Origin of the sequence: Roseibium sp. HPY-6 (genome assembly GCF_040530035.1) — a bacterium.
Lineage (GTDB): Bacteria > Pseudomonadota > Alphaproteobacteria > Rhizobiales > Stappiaceae > Roseibium.
This window is the reverse complement of the sequence record NZ_JBEWCD010000002.1, coordinates 1544416-1568094: the sequence shown is the minus strand read 5'-3', so window position 1 is coordinate 1568094 and position 23679 is coordinate 1544416. Positions and strand designations below refer to the sequence as shown.

Genomic DNA, 23679 nt, shown 5'->3' with positions numbered 1-23679 from the left:
CAGCCGTCTGCATTGCCCCGGATTCCCATTTCTTTTGCACAAGCGTTCCTGCTCAGCACATTTCGTGCCGAACCGGCGTGCACACTGCCAAAGCGCAGGAAAGGCGTCTTACGTCAATTGACGTATGTTGCGGCGCAGCGGTTCCAGCGCACGATCTCTCCCCGATGGCGGCAGTCCTTCCAGCCGTCCTGCACCGGCGGGGAACCGGTGTCTTTTTATCAAGGGGAAATCATATGAAAAAAGCATTCACCAAATTCGCGCTGGCCGGCCTCATGGCGTCCACCATGATCGGCGGAGCCTTTGCGGAAGACACGATCAAGGTCGGCGTTCTCCATTCGCTGTCAGGCACCATGGCGATTTCGGAAACGACCCTGAAAGACGTCATGCTGATGCTCATCGAAGAGCAGAACAAAAAAGGCGGCCTTCTTGGAAAACAGCTTGAAGCGGTTGTCGTCGACCCGGCTTCGGATTGGCCGCTTTTTGCTGAAAAGGCACGCGAACTGATCGAAGTGAACGAAGTCGACGCCGTGTTCGGTGCCTGGACATCCGTGTCGCGCAAGTCCGTTCTTCCGGTTTTTGAAGAACTGAACTCCCTGCTGTTCTATCCGGTGCAGTATGAGGGTGAAGAATCCCAGCGGAACGTCTTCTACACGGGCGCGGCTCCAAACCAGCAGGCGATCCCCGCTGTTGACTATCTCATGAATGAAGAAGGCGTCGAGCGCTGGGTCCTGGCCGGTACCGACTATGTCTATCCGCGCACGACCAACAAGATCCTGGAAGCCTACCTGAAATCCAAGGGTGTTGCTGAAGAAGACATCATGATCAACTACACGCCGTTCGGACATTCCGATTGGCAGACGATCGTCTCCGACATCAAGACTTTCGGTTCGGCTGGCAAAAAGACCGCTGTTGTGTCCACCATCAACGGTGACGCGAACGTCCCGTTCTACAAGGAACTCGCAAACGCCGGTATCAAGGCGGAAGACATTCCGGTCGTTGCCTTCTCTGTTGGTGAAGAAGAACTTGCCGGTCTCGACACCGGACCGCTCGTCGGCCACCTGGCTGCATGGAACTACTTCCAGTCCGCCGACACCGACATCAATGCCGACTTCATCGACGCCTGGCACGCATTCATCGGTGACGAAGACCGTGTGACCAACGATCCGATGGAAGCGCATTTCATCGGCTTCAACATGTGGGTCAAGGCCGTCGAAAAAGCAGGCACGACCGACGCAGACGCCGTTATCGACGCAATTGTCGGCGTATCCGTGCCGAACCTGACGGGCGGTTACTCTGCAATGATGCCGAACCACCACATCACCAAGCCGGTCCTGATCGGCGAGATCCAGGACGACGGACAGTTCGAAACCGTCTGGGAAACCTCCGGTCTGGTGGTTGGCGATGCATGGTCGGATTACCTGGACGGTTCTAAGGACCTGATCTCCGACTGGCGTGCGCCTTTGTCCTGCGGCAACTTTAACACCGCAACCGGCAAGTGCAGCGGCTCCGGGTCTTAAGGGAGGAGACGGAGCGGGCTTCCTGAGCCCGCTCCAGTTCAAGCGCACCAAGCGAACCGGCCTCACGCTCGATGACTGCCTTCCACGGTCAAGAGTCGGGTGTGAGGCGAACTCCCGAAATTGAACCCAAAGTTGTCAAAAGGCAGACAACAAACAGGGCACACAAACATGCCATTGCTTAGATCGCTTCTTTTGCTGTTGAGCTTCATTGCCGGTCTCGCCACTCCGGCATTCGCGCAAAGCGACACCGAGACACTCCGTCCGTTGATCAACGAACTGGCCAAGGGAAAATATGCCGAGACGGAGCAGCAGATCGGCGCGCTGGTCGCAACCGGCGACCCGGCCGTTGCCCCGGCACTCAGAGCGCTCGGTGAAGGCGATCTTTTCTTCAGGAAATCAGACGGCCAGGTGTTCATTACCGAGAAGGTCGGCAAGTCCTATAAACTCACCGATCCGCTGACGCTGGAAGCTGAGGGTGAAGCCGGGCGCCGGGACGTCAAGAAAATCAAGGTCAACAACAAGCTGCGGCGTGTCATCCGTTCAGCGCTCGGATCGCTGACGCTCATGGCTTCCGATCCAAAGGTGCGCCGCGCGGCGGCCGAAGCTGTCTTCAAAGCGCAGGATCCCGAGAGCATCGAGGCGCTCGACACGGCGATCGCAGCAGAAACGGACGACGCAGTCCGTCGCGTGATGGAACAGGCTCGCGCCGCGGCGGTCCTGAATTCCGACCTTGAAGAAGCTCAAAAGCTCGCAGCCGTCGAAACACTTAACGAGATGGGCAACCGGAGTGCACTGTCTCTTTTGATCAATGTCAGGGCCAATTCCGAGGGTGCCGTTCAGGAAGCAGCAGCTGGCGCTGTTACCAGCATCGAAAAGTCAATCGCAGCCTGGGATTCAGCCCAGAATATCTGGTACGGGCTATCTCTCGGTTCGGTCCTTCTGCTGGCGGCCATTGGCCTCGCCATCACATTCGGCGTGATGGGCGTGATCAACATGGCCCACGGGGAAATGGTGATGATCGGCGCTTACACGACGTTTGTCGTGCAGGAGCTGATCCGGACATCCGCACCGGGCTTGTTTGACTATTCGCTCTTTATTGCCCTTCCCCTCGCCTTTCTGACGTCAGGACTGATCGGCGTCGCGATCGAAAGGGGCGTTATCCGCTGGCTCTACGGGCGCCCGCTTGAAACGCTGCTGGCGACCTGGGGCATCTCACTTATTCTGCAACAGGCGGTCAGATCGCTGTTTGGACCGACGAACCGTGAAGTCGGCAACCCCGACTGGATGTCCGGTGCGTTCGAGCTGGGCCAGATGACGATCACCTATAACCGCATGTGGATAATCGTGTTTGCGCTTCTGGTCTTCGCCGGCCTGATGCTAGTCCTGAAGAAAACACCATTTGGCCTTTACACGCGAGCGGTAACCCAGAACAGACGCATGGCCGCTTCCATGGGTATCCGGACGCCCTGGATCGACGCGCTGACATTCGGCCTCGGGTCCGGGATTGCAGGTATCGCCGGTGTCGCGCTCTCGCAGATCGACAATGTCTCGCCCAACCTCGGCCAGGGCTACATCATCGACAGCTTCATGGTCGTTGTCTTCGGTGGTGTCGGAAATCTCTGGGGAACGCTTGTGGGCGCCATGACCCTCGGCGTGGTCAACAAGTTCCTTGAACCCTATGCGGGCGCCGTTCTCGGCAAGATCTTCGTCCTCGTCTTCATCATCCTCTTTATCCAAAAGCGTCCACGGGGTCTCTTCGCCCTCAAGGGCCGGGCAGTGGAAGCATGATGTCGTCATTCCTCTTTCGCGCCATGGATGCCCGCGCAGGCGTGTTCCTGGCGATCATGGCTGCCGCGATCATCCTGGTGCCGGTCTGCAATCTTTTCGTGCCGGAAGGTTCGCCCTTTCACGTTCCGACCTATGCGGTCACGCTCATGGGCAAATACCTGACCTACGCCCTGCTCGCCCTGGCGGTCGATCTGGTCTGGGGGTATTGCGGCATTCTTTCGCTCGGCCATGCTGCATTCTTCGCCCTAGGCGGCTACGCCATGGGCATGTACCTGATGCGCCAGATAGGAACACGTGGCGTCTACGGCGATCCGATCCTGCCTGACTTCATGGTCTTTCTGAATTGGCAGGAACTGCCCTGGTACTGGTATGGCTTCGACATGTTCTGGTTCGCAGCCCTCATGGTATTGCTCGTTCCAGGGCTGCTTGCCTTTATCTTCGGCTGGTTCGCATTCCGCTCCCGGGTCACCGGTGTCTATCTCTCAATCATCACCCAGGCCCTGACCTATGCCCTGCTGCTCGCGTTTTTCCGCAACGACATGGGCTTTGGCGGCAACAACGGCCTGACGGATTTCAAGGACATTCTCGGCTTCGACATCCAAGCCGACACGACCCGCGCCGGGCTGTTTGCAGCCTCTGGCCTGGCGCTGGTCCTCTGCTTCCTGATCTGCCGGTCGATCACGCGGTCCAAGCTCGGCAAGGTTCTGGTTGCGGTACGCGATGCGGAAAGCCGGACGCGCTTTCTGGGCTACCGGGTTGAGCACTACAAACTCTTCGTCTGGACGCTCTCGGCCATGATGGCCGGCGTTGCCGGCGCGCTCTACGTACCGCAGGTCGGCATCATCAACCCCGGAGAATTCGCACCGGCCAATTCCATCGAGGTGGTTATCTGGGTTGCTGTCGGCGGCCGGGGAACTCTGGTCGGTGCGGTCCTCGGTGCTGTTCTGGTCAACTTCGCTAAGACGTGGTTCACCGCCGCGCTTCCGGACATCTGGCTCTTTGCTCTGGGTGGTCTCTTCGTATTCGTGACGCTCTTCCTGCCGAAGGGGATCGTCGGAACCGTCAGTGACGGCTGGACGGCACTGCGCCAGCGCAAGATCTCTTCCGATTTCGGAGAAGGCTCCGGTGATCCGCCGGCGCAGCCGCCGCAGTCTCCGGCAGCGCAGGCCAATCTGTCGGAGCCGCCACCGGCAACGTCGCGTGCCGGCGCAGCCCACCCCCAGCCTGCGGAGTGAGATCATGACCAGAGCAACAAGCCTGCTTTATCTCGACGGCGTCTCGGTTGCCTTTGACGGTTTCAAGGCACTCAACGAACTCTCGCTGACCGTTGCCCCGGGCGAAATGCGTGCCATCATCGGACCCAATGGCGCCGGCAAGACAACCATGATGGATGTGATTACAGGAAAGACGCGGCCCGACAGCGGCGAGGTTTTCTTCAACGGCACCATTGATCTTACAGGCGAAGACGAGGCATCGATCGCCGAACTCGGCATCGGCCGCAAGTTTCAAAAACCGACCGTTTTTGAAAGCCATACGGTCTGGGACAATCTGGAACTGGCTCTAAAGGCACCCCGCGGTCCTTTCGCAACGTTGTTTCACGTGATCACAGGCGGCGAAAAAACGCGCATCAACCAACTCCTGGACCTGATCAGGCTCAGCGACAAACGCAGCGAACTTGCCGCAAATCTCAGCCACGGGCAAAAACAGTGGCTTGAGATCGGCATGCTGCTTGCCCAGGATCCGAAACTTCTCCTGGTGGACGAACCCGCCGCCGGAATGACGGACGCCGAAACCGCAGAGACAGCAGAGCTCCTGAAGGATATCGCCAAGGATCATTCGGTTGTTGTGGTCGAGCATGACATGGTGTTCGTGCGTTCGCTCGGTGTGAAAGTCACCGTTCTTCACGAGGGCTCCGTGCTGGCCGAAGGCTCGCTTGATCATGTGTCCGCAAATGAGCGGGTTGTCGAAGTCTATCTGGGACGCTGAGCCATGCTGAACGTTGAACAAATCGACCTTTATTACGGGGCAGCGCAGGCGCTCAAGGGTGTTTCGCTGACTGCTGAAACCGGCAAGGTAACCTGTCTGATGGGCCGCAACGGTGTCGGCAAGACATCAACCCTGCGGGCTGTTGCCGGCCAGCACGGCATCTCTGCCGGGAAAATCATGTGGGACGGAGCGGATATCTCTTCCCTGCCCGCACATGCACGCGCACGCAAGGGGATTGCGGTGGTTCCTCAGGGACGCGAAATTTTCCCGCTGCTTTCGGTCAAGGAAAATCTCGAGACGGGGTTTGCCCCGATCAGCCGCAAGGAGCGGTTCATTCCCGACACGATTTATGAGCTTTTTCCGGTTCTCAAAGACATGTTGAACCGTCGTGGAGGAGACCTTTCCGGCGGACAGCAGCAACAGCTTGCAATAGCGCGCGCCCTGGTAACCCGGCCAAAGCTGCTCGTGTTGGACGAACCGACCGAGGGCATTCAGCCATCCATCATCAAGGACATCGGCCGCGCAATCGCCTGGCTCCGGGATCAGGGCACGATGGCAATCGTTCTCGTTGAACAGTATTTCGAGTTCGCGCGCGACCTGGCCGATACCTATGCTGTGATGGATCGCGGTGAGATCGTTCTTTCCGGTACAGGCACCGACCTTTCGGAAAACGAGGTCCGGCGCTACCTCACGGTTTAACTCCGCCAGAGCGAACCCTTGGAAACCATAAGGCGCAGCAATGCGGTTCCAGCCCCCTTTATGGGTAGAAATGGGATCTCCAGTCGTGCTAGGGGCTGTGCAGCTTTAAAGCTGCCCAACAAATCGAGATGCTTTTGATCCCCTGTTTGCCGGGTCTGCATTTAGAACTGGAAATTTGATATGCGCGTTGCAATGATTGGGACCGGTTATGTCGGTCTCGTATCCGGAACATGTTTTGCCGATTTTGGTCACGTCGTGACCTGCATTGATAAAGACACGACAAAAATTGACTCCCTGAACAACGGTCAAATTCCGATCTACGAGCCGGGTTTGCAGGAGCTTGTTGCGAAGAACGTCGACGAAGAGCGGCTCTTTTTCACAACAGACCCAGCCGAAGCAATCCGAACTGCCGACGCAGTGTTCATTGCGGTCGGAACTCCGACGCGCCGGGGCGACGGGCACGCAGATCTCTCCTACGTCTATGCGGCAGCGGAGGAAATCGCGGGTCTCATCGAAGGTTTCACCGTCATTATCACCAAATCCACCGTTCCGGTCGGCACCGGCGACGAGGTTGAGGATATCATTCGCAAGACCAATCCGAACGCTGAATTTGCAGTGGTTTCCAATCCGGAATTCCTTCGCGAAGGCGCTGCAATCAACGATTTCAAGCGGCCCGACAGGGTTGTCGTTGGAACGGAAAGTGAAAGGGCCGTTGAAGTGATGCGCGAGCTTTACCGCCCGCTTTATCTCAACGAAACGCCGATTATCGTTACGAAGAGACGGACGTCCGAGCTTATCAAGTACGCCTCGAACGCTTTCCTTGCGGTCAAGATCACGTTCATCAACGAAATTGCCGATTTGTGCGAAAGTGTTGGCGCGAACGTCCAGGAAGTGTCCCGCGGTATAGGTCTTGATAATCGTATCGGATCGAAATTTCTTCACGCCGGTCCGGGGTATGGCGGCTCCTGCTTCCCAAAGGATACCCTCGCCCTGTCAAAGATCGCCGCAGATGCCAAATCGGATCTGAAAATCGTCGATTCGGTCATCGAGGTGAACGCAGAGCGCAAAAAGAAGATGGCTGACAAAGTCATCAACTTCATGGGCGGTGATGTGAAAGGCAAAACGATCGCGCTCCTGGGTCTTGCCTTCAAGCCGAATACCGATGACATGCGCGAAGCGCCGAGCATCGACATCGTCGAAAAACTGCAGGCGGCCGGTGCGACCATTCGTGCATACGATCCAGCAAGCATGCATGAAGCGGCAAGCATGATGTCCGATGTGCTGTTCTGCGACGGTCCTTACCACGCGATCGAAAACGCCGACGTTGTCGTTATTGTCACCGAATGGGATCAGTTCCGTGCACTCGATCTCGATCGGGTAAAGACGCTGCTCAAAGCCCCCAAGGTGGTGGATCTGCGGAACATCTATACACCCGACTATATGCTGACGCGTGGATTTGAATACACCAGCGTCGGACGCAGCTACTGAACGCCGCCATTGCGATCAGCGCCGCAGCTGAATGCGGCGCTCAAAGTCAAACTTGTTAAACGAATTATTACATAAATTTTAACAACTGAAGCGATCTCGGGCGTTGCGGCGGCTGAATCGAGATGCTAACAAGTCCAGCAATAAGCAGGGATTTTACGTTTCTCGTTCACCATCCGTTAACGATGCGGCGGTGACGCAAAAAAGATCCGCTAGGTTGTTTGGGCGCTACCTATCGATCCACAATCATAGGCTTGAGGCTTGCGACGCTTGGCGAACAAAACTCTTAGATATGCCGGTGACAACCAGTGCCGTAATATCGATAAAACAAACAATATCAAATTAAATTCATTCCATTTTGGCCAGGACAACGCCCCGCAGATATCTCGGCGGGTCGAGGCCCGCAAACCGTCTGTTCTGAAACGATTTGTCGACGTGGTTGGCGCAGGAACGGGCTTGATCCTTCTGGCACCGCTTCTTGCTATGATCGCCGTTGCCGTCAAGTTCACAAGCCGGGGCCCGATTATCTTCCGCCAGGAAAGATACGGCTTGAACGGCGAGCGCTTTACGATCTTCAAATTCCGGACAATGCACGATCATATGTGCGACGGAACGGGCGTCTCGCAAACCGTCTCGAATGACCCGCGCGTGACGGCCGTCGGAAATTTTCTGCGCCGCAGCAATTTCGACGAACTGCCGCAGCTGGTGAACGTCCTGAAAGGGGATATGTCGCTGGTCGGTCCACGTCCCCATGTACCAGGTATGTTGGCAGCGGGAATAGCTTACGAGAAGTTCGATTCAAGATATATGGATCGCCATCTGGCGCGCCCCGGCATTACGGGTCTTGCGCAAGTCAACGGGTATCGTGGAGAAACCGCAGACGCACTTTCCGCGCGGATGCGGCTGGAGCATGATCTCGCTTACTTGGAGAAGCAAAGTCTCACGCTCGACCTCAAGATCCTGGCGAGAACATTTATCCGCGAATTCTTCCGCGGTAACGGCTACTGACGCAGGCCACTCGGTCAGGAATTCAACTCACTTGCTTTCCAGAAGGGTTGCGATGCGTCGGAGCGCAAGCAGATAACCCTCGACACCGCACCCGGCGATGACGGCATCGGCACGATGCGACACATAGGAGTGGTGCCGGAAACTCTCCCGCGCGTGAATGTTTGAAACATGCACTTCGATCACCGGACATGGACAAGCGTTCAGCGCGTCCAGAATGGCGATTGACGTATGTGAGTACGCAGCCGGATTGATAACAACGGCATGGGCGGCCTCGCGCGCTTCCTGGATCCAGTCGACGAGCTCATGTTCGGCATTGGTCTGACGGAATATGATCTGCAATCCATGCTCTTCAGCCGCTGCCACGCACAAGTCACGGACATCATCCAGAGTTTGATGACCGTAAATCTCCGGCTCCCGTTTGCCCAGAAGATTAAGGTTCGGTCCGTTCAGGATGTAGACAACATTTGGCATGAGATATCCTTGATTTCCTCGCCGCAAAATGCGGTCCGTTTGTCATAATTACCAGTTATTACGCAAAGTCTTCCCCAGAAGACTGTGGACTGTCGAAACCGTCCGTTAAACGGGCATTCCTCACTCTTGCGCCTGTCAGATTTACGCAGTATTAACCATAAATCTTCATGCTGGCGGAAACTCAATTCAGCGGACAAAAATGATTAAGCTGCGTGAACGGTTGGATACACCCGAAGCTCTGATGGCCGCAATAGAGGGCTATCAGCATCTTCCGATTGAGATCCTGTCCCAGTTTCTTCTGGACAATTATACCGTGGACCTGGATGTTTTGGCCCAGTTTGCCGATGCTTTCGAAGCGAAAACGGCCGGGACGCTGAAGGTCGCGAACGAAATCGGCTCTTCAGCCCAGTCGGCTGCCTGACACTCATCACAGTAGAGTAAAAGCTTAGCCGATTGCGGTAACGTTTTCAGGCGCTTCGCCGCCTGGCTGGCCCTGTCCCGGAGGTCCGCCCTGCCAGATCTTCTGCCTGTTCCTGATCTCGCGCGGCGCCGGTCCGAAATAGGTCGCCGTCTTGATAAAATCACGGGGATGCAGGATGACACTGGAAACGCGCTGGTAGAGCGATTTCGCGGAGATCGGCTTCGACAGCAATTCGTGTACGCCCAGCCTGCGGGCCTCGACGATCCGGCTCCGCTCCGTATGGGCCGTCACCATGATGATCGGAATGTAAGCGAACGGGTTGTTCGGGCTGCGGATCATGCGGACCATATCGGCGCCGTCAAGGATCGGCATCACCCAATCAAGGATCAGGATGTCAGGATTTGCACGATCCATGGCCTCCAGGCCGGATGCGCCATCCTCGGCTTCAACAATGCGACGTGCGCCAAATCCTTGCAGCATTGTGCGCAGGATCGTACGCATGTACGCGCTGTCTTCGACCAGCAAAAACGTCAAAGAGGCAAGATCCAGGCTCACCCATTCCTCCTTTGTTGTGACTGTCTTGCCACAAAATCCTGAAGAATGGGTTATCTCCCGTAGCGCCGGTTGCAGAAGCGGAAAACGGGTTGCGTTAAGAAAGGTAACCCTTTGAAAGGTTTAATGCGACGGCTGCTTTCATGACTTGGTAATGTTGCCCGTAATTAATCCTTTTGCGCGCTCCGGATTAACGCGACTTTCAGAGCTCCCGGTCATCCTGAAGGCAGAAACAAAAATGAGATGCCATTCATCAATGATCACGAGCCTAATGACCACAGATCCGGACCAGAGCAGACAGGACGAGCCGCTCGCGGGAAATCACAAGCCGTCCGCACCGGGCTCGAACGGAACGCGCGAAAACATCCTGCTGTTCTCCGGCATTGGGCTCGTGCTTCTGGCGGTTGCCATGGCACTGTCCAACATTCTGGTCTAGCTCTTCGGCCTGCCCTGCCTCTTTGCGTCAGCGGTTGTTTCCGGGCAAATCGTCATCATCAAGAATTCGCCATTTAGCGCCTTCAAGATCGTCGTACTGACCGCTTTTCAAAGACCATAAAAACGCTGTCAGTCCGAGCGCTCCAAGGAAGAGCGCGATGGGTATCAGGAAAATGAGCACATCCATTAGCGATCGCCTCCCGATGCTGGATTGTTTGAGCCGGCATCCTCGTTGTACCGCGATAGCTGTTTTCTCTCACCCCACTTCAGTTTGAGCGCGTTTGCCGTCACTGCAAGCGAGGACGCGGACATCGCAACGGCAGCCATGAGCGGTGTCACGAACCCGGCGACCGCAATAGGCACTGCCACCACGTTGTATAGCGCGGAGATCCAGAGGTTCTGTTCAATCGCCGCGCGCGCCTTCCCGGACAGTCGAAGCGCATCGACGACTGGCCTCAATCGATCGCCCAGGAAAACCGCGTCAGCGGCAGCCTGACTGAGATGGACAGCGGAAACGGGTGAGAGTGAAACGTGAGCACCAGCAAGTGCAGGCGCATCGTTCAAGCCATCGCCAACCATAAGTACCTTGCGTCCCTTGGCCTGCAATTCTTCCAGCCGTGCGATCTTTTGCGCCGGCTTCATGCCTGAGCGCCATGCAGGCACATCCAGAATACGCGCACAATCGGCGACCGCCGGCTTCGTGTCGCCGGAAACGATCTCGATCGCGTAGCCTTGATCTCGAAGTGCGTCGATCACCTCTTTGGCGTCGGATCTGAGTTTTTGCCGGAACGCAAGCAGGCGTGCGGGCCGGTTGCCATGGCGTATTGCAAGCATCGAAGCGCCGGGAACCAAATTCAGCGCCTGCTCGGTTTCGACCTCGTCCACGCCGCAGAACGATGGACTGCCAAGGCGAAGCTCTTCGCCTTCATAAAGTGTCCGGAGCCCCGCGCCGGAAATTTCCTCCACATGCGGCAGCGGAACGATCGCGCCGCTTGCCTTGACAAGGGCGGTTGCGAGCGGATGCCGACTGGCAAGAGCCAGGCGCCCGCCCAGGCTTACCAGCTTGTCTTCCGGATCTAGTTTTTCGAACAGTTCCGGTTCGGGTTGCGTCAGCGTTCCGGTCTTGTCGAACAGGATCGTATCGATGTCGGCAAAACGCTCGATCGCATCGCCGGAATTGAGCAGAATTCCGCACCGGAACAGCTGACCGGAGGCAACAACCTGCACCGCCGGAACCGCAAGCCCCAATGCGCAGGGGCATGTGATGATCAGCACCGAAATCGAGATCACCAGCGCCGGCTGCCACGCCATTCCTGCCAGCAACCAGCCCAGAAAGGTCAAGGCGGCAGCTCCATGAACCAGTGGCGCATAAAGACGGGCAGCGCGGTCGGCAATGCGCACATATGCAGACTTCGCCTGAGAGGCCGTTTCCAGCAACCGGTTGACTTCATCAAGCAGCGTTGCACCCGAAGCGGCTTCGACCCGGACATGCAAAGCGCCGGAACCGTTCATGGTGCCAGCATAGACCCTCTGGCCAGGTTTGACAGGCACAAGGACGCTTTCACCTGTAACCAGGCTCTGATCGATATCAGACAGACCCGTTTCAACGACACCGTCAACCGGAACGCGTTCACCACCAGCGACCATAACCAAATCGCCGGTGTTTATTTTGGAAAGAGGTACTTCGCGTACACTGCCGTCTGCGCCGATGCGGGCGGCAACCTCGGCTTTCAGTGCTGCAATATTCTCCGCGAAAGAACGGGTACGCCCGCGCATGTTATGATCGAGATAACGGCCGACAAGCAAGAAGAACAGCAGCATCACCGCTGACTCGAAATAAGCGTGGTGATGGTGCTGAAGCGTCTGCACGACGGAGAGCGCAACGGCAAGGAAGACACCGATCACAATCGGCACATCCATGTTCAAACGCCCGGCCGCAAGCGCGCCAAAGGCGCTCCTGACGAAGGGCCGCCCTGCGTAGGCAACTGTCGGAAGCGCAATCAACGCGGAGAGCCAATGGAAGAAATCACGCGTTTCCGGGGTAATGTCCGTCGCGTTGCCGGACCAGACGGAGACTGACAACAGCATGATGTTCATGCCTGCGAACCCGGCGACTGCCAGGCAACGCAAAAGCTGCTTGCCGGTCTGGTCCTGGCGCTCCTTCTGGCTCGCCGGATCGAAGGGATGAGCCGTGTAACCGAGCTTTGACAGCTCCCTGACGATTTCCTCCGCGCCTGTCTGATCTTCAACCCAGTCAACTGCGAGCCGTTGACTGGTCAGATTGACACGCGCACTGCGAATACCCGGCAAGCGCTTCAGTCCGCGCTCGATTTCGCCCATGCAGGCGGCGCAGGTGATGCCGTCGACCGCGAGGTCCATATGGACCGCGCCATCCTTTGCGGGCGTAACGAAAGCCTGCCAGTCTCGCTGATGTATTGTCACCGGATCATCTCACTCGCTGGCCAGAAAAATCCGGTTTTCCGACCTGAACTTCCGGGCTCCGTCCTCTGTGATCTCGAGGACCAGGGTCCAATTTCCGGCCGGAAGCCCTTCCACGTCAGCGACATACTTCCCGCCACCGTCGGCGCGAAGAACCGTTTCCCTGTCCAGGTTCGCCTGGGCCGGATGCCGCAAGAACGCACGGATCTCGACACCATAAAGAGGTGAGCCTTCAGCATCCGCAGCGGTGACAACAAGCCTGGCACCGTCGTTCCCAGAACGCGAAATGTCACTCGAAATCTGCCAGTTACGTTCCGTTTGCGCCTTCGCCGCGGCAATCTCCTGATTATAGGCCTGCCCCGCCTCATAGGAGCTGTCGACGACCACGCCCGGGAACGTTCCGAGGGCGAGGTAGATGAAGATCGCGTTGGCAGCAAAGATAACTCCAAAGAAACACGCGAGCCACGCAAGGACGGTCTTGCCCGTAATTGCCTTGGGATCTTTCATGTTCGACTGGACCATCGTCATTTCATTCTCCTCAAGGCTCACCAGGTGCTTTGAACGTGTCTTTGGTGGTCACGACCTCACCCATGACGCTTTCGGTGATCCGGAAAGTGACCGGTGTTGATTGCGGCATCTTTTCCCAGGGCGGCGAGCTGACCAGCACGCGCACTTCCCGCGTGGTGTCGGGCCCAACCTCGATGATCGGGCGCCCGGCGAAGGTTGAATCGGCACCGACGGCCTCAACCTGCGTGTTCGGAGGCATGCCTTCTACGTGCAGCATGAAGGCCCTCGTGTGGCGCCGTTTGTTGGACAGGCGAACCGTATAGCCGTTTCGCACCGAACCATCAGATTGCTCAACAAACACCGGATTGCGGTCGTGAAGGACGCTGATGTCGGCAAAATCGCGATTGAGCAGCGTGAACAGCATGATGGCACCGACAACCGCAATGATCGCCGCATAGATGATCGTCCGCACGCGAACGATCTCGTAGACGGGTTCTTTCCCCTCGATCCGGCGCTCGATGTTTTCGTCGGTGTCATAGGCGATCAGACCGGTCGGCTTGCCGATCTTGGTCATGATGTTGTCGCAGGCGTCGATGCAAAGACCGCATTGAATGCAGTCGAGCTGCATGCCCTTTCGGATGTCGACGCCTGTCGGGCAAACCTGAAAACACTGATAACAGTCGATGCAATCGCCCGCAGGCATGCCCTGGGCGGCGAGTTCCTTGTTGTGTTTCAGCGAACCACGTGGTTCGCCCCGGTCCCACCGATACGTGACGTTGAGCGCCTTTTCATCTGTAAGGGCCGCCTGAATGCGCGGCCACGGACACATATAGATACACACCTGCTCACGCATGAAACCCGCGAGCAGATAGGTCGTTGTGGTCAGAATACCGATCCACACATAGGCGATCATCGGGGCCTGAAACGTCAGCAACTGCCAGACAAGCGTGGGCGCATCGTTGAAGTAAAGCACCCAGGCTCCACCCGTCCACCAGGCAATCATCAGCCAGAAAAAGTGTTTCGTGGCGCGCTTGCGGATCTTGCCGAATGTCCAGGGATCCTTGTCGAGGGCAATGCGCTCCCGCCGGTCACCCTCGACCTTGCGTTCGACCCACAGGAAGAGATCGGTCCACACGGTCTGCGGACACAGATAGCCGCACCAGACGCGTCCGGCGACCGCGTTCATCAGAAAGAGCGCAACGGCTGCAATGATCAGCAGGCCGGTGAGGTAATAAACTTCCTGCGGCCAGATTTCGATGAAGAAGAAGTAGGCCCTGGTATGATCCATATCGATCAGGACCGCCTGTCCCGGCGCGTCCGGTCCGCGGTCATAGCGGATGAACGGCAGGAAGTAATAGATGCCGAGCGTGATGAATAGCAACGTCCACTTGATCCTGCGGAACAGGCCGTGGGTTGCCATGGGGTAAATTTTCTTGGCCGACGCAAACCACTCTTCCGAGTGTCCGCCCTCATGCGTTTCGGTGTCCGCAGACATACCGTCCGTCCTCTTTAACGCGATCCTGCCCCAATAGGATCTCATTGAGTTCCGGAGCGGGTCGAGCCCGCTTCCGGGTGCCGATCTTAATCAGCGTCCTGTGAAGTTAACCCGGCGCAAAGCGTCACACCTTGCGCCGGATCAAAGTTTTCGTCTGGTCCGGCGCTTTTGCCGCACCTTTTTCGTGCGCTTACTGCCCCCCGCCGAAGGAGTGGACATAGACCGTAAGCGATTTGATGGTCGCCGGATCCAGGCGCTCAACCCATCCCGGCATCACGCCATTGCGCGGTGCCGCCACCTGCGCCTTGATGTCGTCCAGCGAATTTCCATAAAGGTAGTTGGCTGACATCAGGCTCGGTGCGCCGACTTCCTGGATACCTTCCAGATTGTCGCCATGGCACGCGGCACAATTGTCTTCATAAAGGACCTGCCCGGCCGCCAGATCAACGTCGGCATCCGTTTCAACGCCTGCACGCGAGGCAACGAAGTTCGACACCTGATCGATCTCCTCGCGGGTGAGCAACTCGTCGGTGCCGAAGGCCGGCATGTCACCGAACCTGGCATCGTCGTTGTCTGTCCGGATGCCGTAAAGCAACGTCGTGTGGATGTCGTCCAGCGTACCGCCCCAGATCCAGGTATCGTCCTGCAGGTTCGGATAGCCTTCCGCACCCGTTCCACCGGAACCGTGGCACGGCGCACAATTGTCGCCAAATGCCGCCCTGCCATTAGCCAGGGCGTATTGGAGCAGATCCTGATCCTGCGTTATGTCTTCCAGAGAAGTTGCAACGATCTTGTCGGCGAATTGAGCCCGGTCCGCGACGCCCTTGTCATAGGCGGCGGTCGCTTCCTGCCGCTGGTTCGCACCCAAAACGCCCTTGGTGTATGAGGACACCAGTGGCCACGAGGGATAGAGAACCCAGTAGATCACCGCCCAGACAACGGTGGCGTAAAAGATGTAGAGCCACCATCTCGGCAACGGATTGTTCAATTCCTTGAGGCCGTCCCACTCGTGGCCCGTGGTCTCGACCCCGGAGATTTGGTCGACTTCCTTGTTGTGTGTGTCTGACATGGATCAGTCCTCGCGGAACGGGATCTGAGCAGCATCGTCGAACTTTTTGCGGTTCTTCGGCCACAAGGCGTAGGCCAGAACGATGCCAAACAGGATCATGAAATAGATGAGGCCCCAGGTCTGAGCGAAGCCGGCGAAAGCGCTATACGTCTCGTTCATGGCTCTTACCTCGAGTTTGCCGCATCATCGTAGATGGAAAAGTCAACCATGGTGCCGAGCACCTGGAGATACGCGACCAGCGCATCCATCTCGGTGACTTCCCGCGGATTGCCGTCGAAATCACGGACCGTTGCGGTCGGCCAGCGTTCTTCGAAATCATAGGCCGCATCCGAATCCGGCATAGCCTGGCCAAGGACATCCGACGCGGCGTTTTCGATCTGTGCGTCCGTGTAGGGAACGCCGATGAAAGAGTTGACCGACAGCGACGCCTTGATATCGCGGGTTTCCAACCTGTTTTCAGCCAGGAACGGATAACCCGGCATGATGGAGGCCGGCACCAGCGACCGAGGGTCGATCAAGTGCTCCACATGCCAGTCGTCGGAGTATTTCCCGCCGACCCGTGCCAGATCCGGACCCGTCCGTTTGGATCCCCACTGGAACGGATGGTCGTACATGCTTTCCGCCGCCAGTGAATAGTGCCCATAGCGTTCCAGCTCATCGCGCATCGGCCTGACCATCTGCGAGTGGCACAGATAACAGCCTTCACGGATGTAGATGTCGCGCCCGGCCAGCTCCAGCGGCGTATAGGGACGCATCCCCTCGGTCTTTTCGATCGTGCTCTTCAGATAGAAAAGCGGAGCGATTTCTACCAGACCGCCGACGGAGACCGCGACCAGAATGCCGACCAGAAGGACAAAGGAGTTCTTCTCAAAGATTTCGTGTTTTTTCCATGCAGACATTTCGTGTCCCTCCCTTATTCGGCCGGAGCCAGGGAGCCTGCCGGCGTGGTGTCGGCTTCTTCAGCCTCGCCATGACGGACGGTCATCCAGAGATTGTAGGCCATGATCAGGGAGCCGAGCACGAAGAGTGCACCGCCGAGAGCACGGATGATGTAGAAGGGATGCATCGCTTCCACGGTTTCAACGAAGGAGTATTCCAGGAAGCCGAGGCTGTCGTAGGCGCGCCACATCAGACCCTGCATGATCCCGGACACCCACATCGCGGTGATGTAGAGAACGATACCGAGCGTCGACAGCCAGAAGTGCCAGTTCACCAGCTTCAGCGAATAGAGGCTCTTCTTGTTCCAAAGCCAGGGAACCAGGCAGTAGAGCGCACCGAAGGAGATGTATCCGACCCAGCCGAGTGCACCGGAGTGAACGTGACCGATGGTCCAGTCCGTATAGTGCGACAGGGAGTTGACCGAGCGCAGGCTCATCAGCGGGCCTTCGAAGGTCGACATTCCGTAGAAGGCGACGGACACAACCATCATGCGCAGAACCGGGTCGGTTCTCAGCTTGTCCCACGCGCCGGAGAGCGTCATCAGACCATTGATCATGCCGCCCCAGGAGGGCATCCACAAAATGATCGAGAAGGTCGCACCGAGCGTCGAAGCCCATTGCGGCAACGCCGTGTAGTGCAGATGGTGCGGACCGGCCCAGATGTAGATGAAGATCAGCGCCCAGAAGTGCACAATCGAAAGCCGGTAGGAATAGACCGGCCGTTCAGCACGCTTCGGGATGAAGTAGTACATGATGGCCAGGAAGCCGGCGGTCAGGAAGAAGCCCACAGCGTTGTGGCCGTACCACCACTGAACCATCGCATCCTGTACGCCTGCCCAGACGATGTAGGACTTGGTCGAATAGATCGAAACCGGGATCGTCAGGTTGTTGGTCACGTGCAGCAAAGCGATCGTGACGATGAAGGCAAGGTAGAACCAGTTTGCCACGTAGATATGCGGCTCCTTGCGCTTCCAGAGCGTACCAAGGAAGAGAAGCAGGTAGAGGACCCAGACAACGGTCAGCCACAAATCGGCATACCATTCCGGTTCGGCGTATTCCTTCGACTGGGTCGCGCCCAGCAGGTAGCCCGTTCCGGCGATGACGATGAAAGCGTTGTAACCGAGGATCACGAACCAGGGCAGGATCTTTCCGGGCATGCGAACACGGCAGGTTCTCTGGACAACATACATCGACGTTGCCAATAGAACGTTCCCGCCAAACGCAAAAATCACCGCCGAGGTGTGCAGCGGACGCAGACGGCCGAAATTCGTCCAGGGAAGATCGAAGTTCAAGGCCGGCCAGGCAAGCTGCAGGGCGATGATCAGCCCGACCAGAAATCCGGCGACGCCCCAGAACATAGCGGCAATCGCACCGAATTTGATCGGCCCGATATTGTAGTTCGGTTTTCCATTGATTTCCGCCGGGATCGGTTCCCCGCCGTCATCAAAGTAGTTCTTGAAGATCATGAAAACGCTGACGGCGGCGAAAAGCGCGCCAAGACCAGCGTGAAAAGCCATGACCTGATCAAAGGTCTTGCCTGCAATGATGATGCAGACGAATGCAAGCAACACGAGAAAGATGGCGAACCCACCCTCCTCGAGCGAGACCAGACCGGTCCTTTTTTGTGCCATTTCAGCGCCCCAGTTATTAGAATCCATGCAAGGTGCCAACGATGGCACGACCATGCACACGACTCCCTGTGAGCCGCGTTGATTCATATCAAGAGGGGTCATACTGCATTCGAAGATGCGAAAGTTGCATGCACAATGTCGCACACGGCAGGCAGAGTGTCGCAACGTAGTTTTGCGTATTCGGCCTGCCGTGAGGTGCTCTCGTTCGGTCTTCAACTTCACCAGGAAGTATAAATACCGAGTGCTTTCAACGATCCACAAAGGGCTGATGGCACGATCGTTTTCTGAAGGAAAGAGCTGTATTTCGTGGTAAGCGTCGCAGTAACAGGGTTCTCCCAAATCCCGGACGTACTCACACCGCACTGTGACCGACCCCCTTCCATTCGGGCCCGCCTTTGACAGTTCGATCTTTTAAATCAGCACTTCTTTCGCCGAATCTTTCCGGAAGTTTATGGATGGTCGCAGCGATGGCGGCCTTTGCGCTGGAGGATGCGTTCGTCAAACATGCCGCAAAGGATCTGCCAGTGAGCGAGGTCCTGATGCTGTTCGGATTCGGCGGGGCACTGACGTTTTGGGTTCTGGCAAGACTGAAGCGTGAAACCGTCTTTCACCCGGACGTCCTGTCGCCGGTCATGAGGGTCCGCTTCGTTTTCGAACTTCTCGGGCGTCTCTTCTATATCCTGGCGCTTGCGTTGACCCCACTCTCTTCCACCACGGCTATCCTGCAGGCCACACCCATCTTCGTTGTGCTTGGCGCTGCCCTCTTCTTTGGAGAAAGTGTCGGCTGGCGCCGCTGGAGCGCGATTTTTGTCGGATTGATCGGCGTTTTGATCGTGCTGCGCCCGACTGGAGACAGTTTTTCGCTGCTGTCCTTGCTTGCAGTCATCGGCATGCTCGGGTTTTCGGGCCGGGACCTGGCCAGCCGGGCAGCGCCTGCGACCCTGAGCACGAACGTCCTTGGGTTTTACGGGTTCATAACAATCATTATCGCAGGTGTGCTCTTCAGTTTCTGGGAGCAGCCGGTCGTGATTGTGCCCACGCCCTCCCATCTGCAGGCGCTCGCGGCAGCAGTCGTCCTTGGTGTGGTCGCCTATACCTCACTCATGAAAGCCATGCGCACCGGAGAGGTGGCTGCGGTCACGCCGTTCCGCTATTCACGGCTGCTTTTCGGCATACTGCTCGGCGTTGTCTGGTTTGGCGAAACGGTCGACATTCAGATGCTGATCGGCTGCGGTGTTATCGTCGCGTCCGGCCTGTTTATCCTGTGGCGCAGCAACAGGGCCCGGTCGTAAGTCAGGATCAGGGCGTTCAATCGACGTTGCCCGACAGTCTTTGCAGCTCCGCCACGACCTCGCTGCATCGCCCTTCCGGTAGTCGCCACATTGTAATTGCGCGAGGCAACGGCACCTTTGTCGCAAAAGGGGCAACAAGTGCGCCGGATCTCAAATGCTGCTCGACCAGGGATGTGTGGCCCATCAGGACCCCAGCGCCGCTGATGGCCTCTTCGACCGCCAGTGAATACAGCGAGAACACCGGTCCGCGCGGTACGAGCCCGATCCCCGGACATGCATGCGCTGCCCAAATGGCCCAGTCGTCTACCCAGGCGGTGTCCGTCAGACAGGCAACCTTGTTGAGGTCCGCGGGCTGTTTGAGGTGACGCGCACATTCGGGCGAACAAACCGGCAGCAGTTCATCCTTTTGGAGCTGCACGCCACCTTGCGGAATGACGTCGCTGTAGAACAGGCAAAGATCAAATGGAACGCGCTTCAGGTTCGGTGGGGTTTCCAGAGCAGTGACGGAGACATCGAGATCGGGAATTCTGGCGCGCAGCCCTGGCAGCCGCGGCGCGAGCCAGAGCTGCGCAAGGGCCGGAAGGGCTGCTATGTGGACCTTCCGCGGAGCGGCGTCCTGCCTGAGATCACGCACCGCCCCGCCCAGCAGATCAAAAACCTTCACAAACGCGGGCAACGACCTTTGTCCAATCTGAGTGAGCTCCACACCCCGGGCGCTGCGGACGAAGAGGGCAGCACCGATCTCCTGTTCAAGCGCTTTGACCTGCGCCGCAACAGCTCCTGACGTCACGTTAAGCTCCTCTGCGGCGAGCGCAAAACCTCCCAGTCTCGCCGACGCTTCGAATGCGCGCAACGCGTTGAGCGAGGGAATACGCGGCATTGGTGGTGAGACAGACATCTTGAGACCTAATTTTTCTAGCCCTTTTTTTTCTAAATTCTGATTTGCCAAAGCGCAAGCTGACAGGCACGTTCAACCCAACGTCCTTTGGAGGGTTTCGTATGTCAGTACATGAGCTCCGGCCATGGTTGCCGCACGGTGTTGCAGAGCGGATCGACGGTATCGTCAAGGCGACCCGTTCGCTGTCGTCCGATCAGATCGTGCGAACGATCGATGACCTGGCCGACAGGAACCGGGAAATTCATGAGCGGGACTGCTTCAACCTCAATCCGGCGACCAACGTCATGAACCCGAGAGCTGAAGCGCTTCTCGCCAGCGGGCTGGGATCCCGGCCCTCGCTCGGCTACCCGGGTGACAAATACGAGATGGGTCTTGAAGCCATCGAAGAGATCGAGGTGATCGCGGCGGATCTCGCCTGCGAGATCTTCAACGCGCAACATGCCGAAATCCGGGTCGCGTCCGGGGCGATGGCAAATCTCTATGCGTTCATTGCGACAACGAAGCCCGGTGACGTCATCATAGCCCCGCCCGCTTCCGTCGGCGGTCATGTCACCCATCACGATCCGGGCTGCGCCGGTCTCTACGGTCTTGAAATCCATGAGGCTCCGGTGGACGCCGATGGCTATACCATTGATGTGGAAGGTCTGCGCGAGATGGCGCACCGTCTGAAGCCGAAGTTGATCACGATCGGGATGAGCCTCAATCTCTTCCCGCATCCGGTTTCAGAGATCAGGGCGATAGCGGACGAGGTCGGCGCGTTTGTCCTTTTCGACGCAGCGCATCAGTGCGGGATGATCGCGGGCGGCGTTTTCGCCGATCCGCTAGCCGAAGGCGCCCATCTGATGACAATGAGCACGTATAAGAGCCTGGGTGGACCGGCCAGTGGGCTGATCGTAACCAACGACCAAGACCTCTCGCAAAAGCTCGACGCCATCGCCTTTCCGGGCCTGACGGCCAATTTCGATGCTGCCAAATCGGCAGCACTGGCCGTCTCTCTGCTGGACTGGCGGGAATTCGGCACAGCGTACGCGCAAAAGATGGTTTCTACTTCAAAAGCGCTCGCGTCCGCCCTTGCGCAGGAAGGACTGCCGGTCCTTTCAACGAAAAAGGGCTTTACGGCATCTCATCAGTTTGCTCTGGAGGCGGCACCATTCGGCGGCGGGCAAACGGCTTCGAAGAAACTTCGCAAGGCCGGTTTTCTTGCCTGTGGCATCGGTCTCCCGATAACCGAGGTCAATGGCGACATGAACGGGCTGCGCTTCGGCACGCCAGAGCTCGTGCGCTGGGGCATGAGCGAGGCAGACATGCCGGAACTCGCCCGCCTGATCGCCGAAGCATTGCGTTCCAATGACCCGCACGCCATGGCGGGCCGCGTAAGCGAATGGCGGCGTTCATTCAAGGATCTGCACTTCGTGCGCCACGGCTGATCCGGTCTTCCGTTTTTGCATTTCTGTGCCTACCCTTTCATGGCGATGTCACCAACGCATGGAGGGGCGAGGCGGATATGCAGAAGCAGTCAGATCATGGATATGAGGCTTTGGAGACCATACTCGGCAACGCCCCCGATTTGCTGAAGTCACTGCTTGAAGGATCACCCGACACGATCAGCATCTCGGATGCACGGCAGCCGGATCTGCCGCTGACCTATGTAAACCCGTCCTTTCACAGAACAACCGGATATGCTTCCGATGAAGCTCTCGGAAGGAACTGCCGTTTTCTGCAGGGCGAAGATACAAACCCGGACGACGTTTCAATAATCCGCAAGGCCATCGCCGATCGCGCGCCTGTCGATGTTGTTCTCCTGAACTACAAGAAATCCGGAGAACCCTTTATCAACGCGCTTCGGATGGCGCCGATTTTCGACAGATCAGGAGACCTTGCCGCGTTCCTGGGAATCCAAAAGGACATTACGCAGGAGCGGCTGCGCGCCGAAAGCGATATGGCTCAAAACAGGCTGGAAGCTCTGGGAACGGCATCCGGCGCACTCGCCCATCAGCTCAACAATCTGTTGCACCCGATCACGAGCCTCATTTCCCTGCATCTGCCCGACATTGCCGACCCGGTGATCCGTAAAGACCTGGAAATGTCGCTCTATAGCGCGCGGCAAGCCGCGGACCTGTCAAACAATCTGTTGGGGCTGTCGCGCGGAAATTTTCAGGATAGTTCGGACGTCACCCAGCTGCCCGACGGTCTTGTCCGTGCCGTCGAACTTGTGCGTTTGATGCTGCCGCCGACCATCACCATCGAAACCGACTTCGCGACGGTCTCTAAAGACCTGCGAGTTCCAATTAATGAAACCTTGTTCGCGCAAGTAATCATTAACATCGTCACCAACGCCGCCCAGGCAACCAAGAATACCGGGATAATACGTATAGAACTCGCTGAACCCGAGAGTTCAAGACTGAAAATTTCGATTGCCGACAACGGCCCAGGTATACCAAAATCGCAGCGCAACAAAGTATTCACACCTTTTTACTCTAGCAAAAAAGAAAAAAACGGATCAGGTCTTGGGCTTTCCGTCGTTTTGCAAATTATTAATAAGTTTGATGGAAATATTATGATCAGTGACGGCCTCATACAACCAGATGGAGACGGATTTGGTTGTATGTTTACTATAGATCTACAGAAAATTACGTAAGGTTGTATTTCGGTAGATCTGGGAGCGACGGTATAATGTGTCAGATTCTACTGATTGACGATATGCAGCCCGTCCGGCACGCGATTGCGGCAACGCTTCGCAAAGCAGGACACGAGGTTGTTGAGACCGATGACGGCAACAAGGGGCTCGAAATTGTTTCCAAGAAACAATTCGACCTTGTGATCACGGACATCATGATGCCGGCCTCCGATGGAACGGATGTGGTGTTTGCACTCAAGACGGCCAATACCGGTCCCAAAGTCATCGCGATGTCGGGCGGCGGGGCAGGAATTCCGGCAAAAGAGGCTCTGCAACTTTCGACATCTCAGGCGGACGCGGTCCTGAAGAAGCCGTTCACCAATGAAGACCTGATCGAGACGGTGAGCGGGCTCACGTCGAACTGATCGGAC

Annotated in this window: 24 protein-coding genes; 13 read left to right on the top strand and 11 right to left on the bottom strand. The window is 57.2% G+C overall.

Annotated elements, in window-relative coordinates; translation table 11 throughout:
- Nucleotides 1-233: 233 nt before the first annotated feature.
- From urtA to ABVF61_RS18550, 7 genes are all read left to right on the top strand, one after another.
- Entirely contained in the window at nt 234-1517 is a 1284-nt protein-coding gene (gene urtA, locus ABVF61_RS18580; RefSeq protein ID WP_353995026.1) for an urea ABC transporter substrate-binding protein, read from the top strand.
- Between the two features lie 168 nt (nt 1518-1685).
- Nucleotides 1686-3305: an urea ABC transporter permease subunit UrtB gene (gene urtB, locus ABVF61_RS18575; RefSeq protein WP_353995025.1), complete on the top strand. Its 1620-nt coding sequence runs from the start codon at nt 1686-1688 to the stop codon at nt 3303-3305.
- Nucleotides 3302-4540 carry an urea ABC transporter permease subunit UrtC gene (urtC, locus tag ABVF61_RS18570; RefSeq protein ID WP_353995024.1) on the top strand — a complete coding sequence of 413 codons (1239 nt, stop codon included), beginning with the start codon at nt 3302-3304 and terminating at the stop codon, nt 4538-4540. Before urtB ends, urtC begins: the two co-directional genes overlap by 4 nt.
- A 4-nt stretch (nt 4541-4544) precedes the next feature.
- Nucleotides 4545-5291 carry an urea ABC transporter ATP-binding protein UrtD gene (gene urtD, locus ABVF61_RS18565; RefSeq protein WP_353995023.1) on the top strand — a complete coding sequence of 249 codons (747 nt, stop codon included), beginning with the start codon at nt 4545-4547 and terminating at the stop codon, nt 5289-5291.
- 3 nt (nt 5292-5294) lie between these two features.
- The gene (urtE, locus tag ABVF61_RS18560) at nt 5295-5990 is read left to right on the top strand and encodes an urea ABC transporter ATP-binding subunit UrtE (RefSeq protein WP_353995022.1); all 696 of its coding nucleotides are present in this window, start codon (nt 5295-5297) and stop codon (nt 5988-5990) included.
- A 180-nt stretch (nt 5991-6170) separates the two neighbouring features.
- Nucleotides 6171-7478: a UDP-glucose dehydrogenase family protein gene (locus ABVF61_RS18555; protein ID WP_353995021.1), complete on the top strand. Its 1308-nt coding sequence runs from the start codon at nt 6171-6173 to the stop codon at nt 7476-7478.
- A gap of 258 nt (nt 7479-7736) precedes the next feature.
- Nucleotides 7737-8483: a sugar transferase gene (locus tag ABVF61_RS18550; RefSeq protein WP_353995020.1), complete on the top strand. Its 747-nt coding sequence runs from the start codon at nt 7737-7739 to the stop codon at nt 8481-8483.
- Nucleotides 8484-8510: 27 nt separating this feature from the next.
- Here the strand turns inward: ABVF61_RS18550 and aroQ are convergent, their stop codons facing one another.
- On the bottom strand, nt 8511-8954 hold the full coding sequence (aroQ, locus tag ABVF61_RS18545; RefSeq protein WP_353995019.1) for a type II 3-dehydroquinate dehydratase: 444 nt from the start codon (nt 8952-8954) through the stop codon (nt 8511-8513).
- 199 nt (nt 8955-9153) lie between these two features.
- Here aroQ and ABVF61_RS18540 point away from each other — a divergent pair, with 199 nt between their 5' ends.
- On the top strand, nt 9154-9375 hold the full coding sequence (locus ABVF61_RS18540; protein ID WP_353995018.1) for a hypothetical protein: 222 nt from the start codon (nt 9154-9156) through the stop codon (nt 9373-9375).
- A gap of 24 nt (nt 9376-9399) precedes the next feature.
- On the opposite strand, the gene ABVF61_RS18535 is transcribed toward ABVF61_RS18540, so the two are convergent.
- The gene (locus tag ABVF61_RS18535) at nt 9400-9930 is read right to left on the bottom strand and encodes a response regulator (protein WP_353995017.1); all 531 of its coding nucleotides are present in this window, start codon (nt 9928-9930) and stop codon (nt 9400-9402) included.
- 253 nt (nt 9931-10183) lie between these two features.
- Between ABVF61_RS18535 and ABVF61_RS18530 the strand changes: the two genes are divergently transcribed.
- Nucleotides 10184-10363, top strand: coding sequence for a hypothetical protein (locus ABVF61_RS18530; protein ID WP_353995016.1), 180 nt, complete (start codon nt 10184-10186; stop codon nt 10361-10363).
- A 27-nt stretch (nt 10364-10390) separates the two neighbouring features.
- On the opposite strand, the gene ccoS is transcribed toward ABVF61_RS18530, so the two are convergent.
- The 8 genes from ccoS to ccoN form a co-directional block, all read right to left on the bottom strand.
- Entirely contained in the window at nt 10391-10549 is a 159-nt protein-coding gene (gene ccoS / locus ABVF61_RS18525) for a cbb3-type cytochrome oxidase assembly protein CcoS (RefSeq protein ID WP_353995015.1), read from the bottom strand.
- Nucleotides 10549-12804 (bottom strand): cation-translocating P-type ATPase, encoded by a 2256-nt coding sequence (locus tag ABVF61_RS18520; RefSeq protein ID WP_353995014.1) that lies wholly within the window; start codon nt 12802-12804, stop codon nt 10549-10551. Before ABVF61_RS18520 ends, ccoS begins: the two co-directional genes overlap by 1 nt.
- A 9-nt stretch (nt 12805-12813) precedes the next feature.
- The gene (locus ABVF61_RS18515; protein ID WP_353995013.1) at nt 12814-13329 is read right to left on the bottom strand and encodes a FixH family protein; all 516 of its coding nucleotides are present in this window, start codon (nt 13327-13329) and stop codon (nt 12814-12816) included.
- A gap of 10 nt (nt 13330-13339) precedes the next feature.
- Entirely contained in the window at nt 13340-14803 is a 1464-nt protein-coding gene (gene ccoG, locus ABVF61_RS18510) for a cytochrome c oxidase accessory protein CcoG (RefSeq protein WP_353995012.1), read from the bottom strand.
- 190 nt (nt 14804-14993) lie between these two features.
- On the bottom strand, nt 14994-15872 hold the full coding sequence (gene ccoP / locus ABVF61_RS18505) for a cytochrome-c oxidase, cbb3-type subunit III (protein WP_353995011.1): 879 nt from the start codon (nt 15870-15872) through the stop codon (nt 14994-14996).
- 3 nt (nt 15873-15875) lie between these two features.
- The gene (locus ABVF61_RS18500) at nt 15876-16031 is read right to left on the bottom strand and encodes a cbb3-type cytochrome c oxidase subunit 3 (RefSeq protein ID WP_297578633.1); all 156 of its coding nucleotides are present in this window, start codon (nt 16029-16031) and stop codon (nt 15876-15878) included.
- 5 nt (nt 16032-16036) lie between these two features.
- Nucleotides 16037-16771 carry a cytochrome-c oxidase, cbb3-type subunit II gene (ccoO, locus tag ABVF61_RS18495; protein WP_353995010.1) on the bottom strand — a complete coding sequence of 245 codons (735 nt, stop codon included), beginning with the start codon at nt 16769-16771 and terminating at the stop codon, nt 16037-16039.
- 14 nt (nt 16772-16785) lie between these two features.
- Nucleotides 16786-18441 carry a cytochrome-c oxidase, cbb3-type subunit I gene (ccoN, locus tag ABVF61_RS18490; RefSeq protein WP_353995009.1) on the bottom strand — a complete coding sequence of 552 codons (1656 nt, stop codon included), beginning with the start codon at nt 18439-18441 and terminating at the stop codon, nt 16786-16788.
- 395 nt (nt 18442-18836) lie between these two features.
- Here ccoN and ABVF61_RS18485 point away from each other — a divergent pair, with 395 nt between their 5' ends.
- Entirely contained in the window at nt 18837-19733 is an 897-nt protein-coding gene (locus tag ABVF61_RS18485) for a DMT family transporter (RefSeq protein WP_353995008.1), read from the top strand.
- Nucleotides 19734-19749: 16 nt separating this feature from the next.
- Here the strand turns inward: ABVF61_RS18485 and ABVF61_RS18480 are convergent, their stop codons facing one another.
- Nucleotides 19750-20631, bottom strand: coding sequence for a LysR family transcriptional regulator (locus tag ABVF61_RS18480; protein WP_353995007.1), 882 nt, complete (start codon nt 20629-20631; stop codon nt 19750-19752).
- Nucleotides 20632-20732: 101 nt separating this feature from the next.
- Here ABVF61_RS18480 and glyA point away from each other — a divergent pair, with 101 nt between their 5' ends.
- The 3 genes from glyA to ABVF61_RS18465 are packed head-to-tail and all read left to right on the top strand — an operon-like array spanning nt 20733 to nt 23673.
- Nucleotides 20733-22058: a serine hydroxymethyltransferase gene (gene glyA, locus ABVF61_RS18475; RefSeq protein WP_353995006.1), complete on the top strand. Its 1326-nt coding sequence runs from the start codon at nt 20733-20735 to the stop codon at nt 22056-22058.
- Entirely contained in the window at nt 22013-23269 is a 1257-nt protein-coding gene (locus tag ABVF61_RS18470) for an ATP-binding protein (protein ID WP_353995005.1), read from the top strand. The genes glyA and ABVF61_RS18470 overlap by 46 nt, the downstream gene beginning before the upstream one ends.
- Nucleotides 23270-23304: 35 nt before the next feature.
- On the top strand, nt 23305-23673 hold the full coding sequence (locus ABVF61_RS18465; protein ID WP_353995004.1) for a response regulator: 369 nt from the start codon (nt 23305-23307) through the stop codon (nt 23671-23673).
- Nucleotides 23674-23679 lie beyond the last annotated feature (6 nt).